This is a genomic window from Jannaschia sp. L-14R (assembly GCF_056857695.1).
In genome coordinates this window covers 1-2,474 of record NZ_JBSXNP010000001.1, presented here as the reverse complement: position 1 = coordinate 2,474, position 2,474 = coordinate 1, and the positions used below count along the sequence as shown (strand labels likewise).

General features: G+C 61.5%; 3 protein-coding genes. All 3 read left to right on the top strand.

The annotated features are described in order from the left end of the window. The first annotated feature begins 100 nt into the window (after positions 1-100). Complete coding sequence (locus AC13C2_RS00015; protein ID WP_482885535.1) at positions 101-418, top strand: transposase; 318 nt, start codon at positions 101-103, stop codon at positions 416-418. Positions 419-477: 59 nt separating this feature from the next. Continuing rightward, the gene (gene tnpB / locus AC13C2_RS00010) at positions 478-825 is read left to right on the top strand and encodes an IS66 family insertion sequence element accessory protein TnpB (protein WP_092758915.1); all 348 of its coding nucleotides are present in this window, start codon (positions 478-480) and stop codon (positions 823-825) included. Positions 826-886: 61 nt separating this feature from the next. Beyond that, positions 887-2,474, top strand: a 1,588-nt coding sequence (gene tnpC, locus AC13C2_RS00005; protein WP_482885534.1) for an IS66 family transposase, incomplete at its 3' end; no start/stop codon positions are given.

Genomic DNA, 2,474 nt, shown 5'->3' with positions numbered 1-2,474 from the left:
CGTAACCAGCCCATTGGCACCGCCTGCCTGACCCTGGGGCTTTGATCTAAGGCACGTATTTAACGACGTCGTTAGCGACGTGTCTTATGCGGGGTCTGCGATGCGCGGCGAAATTCTTGGCCTGGAACGGCGGCGTTTCTGGCATGACGAGGACAAACTCGAGATTGTCACGTCGGTTGGTGTTGGCGGGGCGACGGTAACGCAGGTGGCGCAGCGTCATGAGATTACGCGACAGCAGGTTTACGCCTGGCGGCACGAACTGAAGAAGAAAGGTCTGTGGTCCCCCGATGCTGGGGCGCTCTTCTTTCCGTTAGATATTCCGGATGCGGCCGGGGTTCCGGTGCCGCAGCCCCCAGTCGCCGAAACGGCGCCGCCGGGCGCGGTCGAATTGCGTTTGCGGGGTGGTCGCTGTTTGTAGTTTGACAGTGCAATGGACCCGGCCGCGCTGACGTCCCTGATCCGTGCGGTGGAAGCCGCATGATCGGCCCTGGCACCGGTGTTCGCGTGTATTTGGCCTGCGGGGTGACGGATATGAGGAAAGGGATCGCAGGTCTGGCGGCACTTGCCCAGGATGTGCTGCGGCAAAAGCCCACCAGTGGGGCGGTGTTTGCATTCCGGGGACGGCGAGGTGACCGGCTGAAGTTGCTTTACTGGGACGGGCAAGGCTTTTGTCTCTATTACAAGGTTTTGGAGCGTGGCCGCTTCCCTTGGCCGAGCGCCAGGGATGGGGCGGTGCGGATGACTTCAGCGCAGCTTGCAATGCTCTGGGAGGGTATTGATTGGCGGCGTCCGGATTGGGGTGTCCCACCCGCGCGTGTCGGGTGATTTTGTCACCGATATCAGTTATTTATATGGTGTTTAGGCCTGCTTTTTGGTAGGCAGGCGCATGTCAGGTCCTGCTGAAAATTTGCCAGATGACCCCGCTGTATTGAAGGCGATGATCGCCGCTTTACAGGCGGAAAACGCCAAGATATCGGCCACACTCCGTGTGCACGACCAGCTGGTTCAGGCCCTGCGTCTGCGGATCGCCAAACTCCAGAAACTGGCTTTCGGTAAATCCTCTGAAAAGATCGAGCGCGAGATCGAACAGCTGGAACTGGCGCTCGAAGACCTGCTGGTTGCGGTGGCCGAGGGTGATGAGGCACCCATCGACGAGGGGCAGGATGAACGGTCGCCGGAAGAGCCCTCTGCGCCCTCGCTGCGTCGACGTCCACGTGTCTCGGATGCAACCCCGCGCGAGCGCCGCGAGCTTGATCCCGGTGCCTGCTGCCCCGACTGTGGCGGCGATCTGCGTGTGGTGGGCGAAGATGTCAGCGAACTCCTCGATATGATCGCCGCCCAGATGAAGGTGATCCAGATCGCCCGGATCAAGAAGTCCTGCCGCCGCTGCGAGCGGATGGTGCAGGAGCCCGCGCCAAGCCGCCCGATCCCGGGCAGCATGGCCGGTCCGAACTTGCTGGCGCATGTGCTGGTCTCGAAGTTCGACGATCACCTTCCTTTATATCGCCAGCACGAGATCTACGCCCGTATGGGTGCAGATATTCCCGAAAGCACGCTCGTCGGTTGGTGTTGCCGCGCCATGAAGACGCTGTCGCCGCTGATTGAACGGATCGAGGCAGACATCATGGGCAGCGATCTGCTGCACGCGGATGACACGCCGATACGGGTGCTGGATCGCACAATGCGCGACAAGGGGCTTGGCAAAGGGGTCAGCCAAGGCCGTATCTGGGCCTATGTGCGCGACCAGCGACCTTGGGCAGGGGCCGCACCACCCGGTGCTGTGTATCGGTTGGCGCCGGATTGGAAAGAGGAGCATGTCCTGAGCCATCTGGCCAACGCCCGAGGCATCCTTCAGGCCGACGGTTACAAGGGCTACGCCAAACTTTACGAGCCTGAACCCGATGGCGTGCCGCGTTTGCGGGAGGCGGCCTGTTGGGCGCATCTGCGGCGCGACTTCCATGATTTTTGGGCCTCGACCAAGTCCGAGATCGCCCGCGAGGCGCTCGACCGGATCGGAAAGTTCTACGATGTCGAGCGCGACATCAACGGCCAGTCTGCTGACCTCCGCCATGGGGCGCGGCAAAAGTTGAGCCGCCCGCAAGTCGAAGCCTTCTTTGCCTGGTCCGAACAGCAGCTTCTGCGCATTCCGGGCAAAAGCGATCTGGCCAAGGCCTTCCGCTATGGTCTCAGTCGGCGGGACGCCTTCAGCCTGCTCCTGACCGATGGGCGTGTGGCCATCGGCAACAATCCCGCCGAGCGGGCCTTGCGTCCGATCGGTATAGGACGGAAAAACTGGCTCTTCGCAGGAGCCGATACCGGTGCGGAAACCCTGGCCCGCGCCATGACCATCATTGAGACAGCCAAGCTCAACGGCCTCGATCCCCTGGCCTATCTCGCCGACATTCTTGACCGCATACATGATCACAAGATCAAAAGGCTCGATGAATTGCTGCCGTGGAATTGGACGCTGCGGG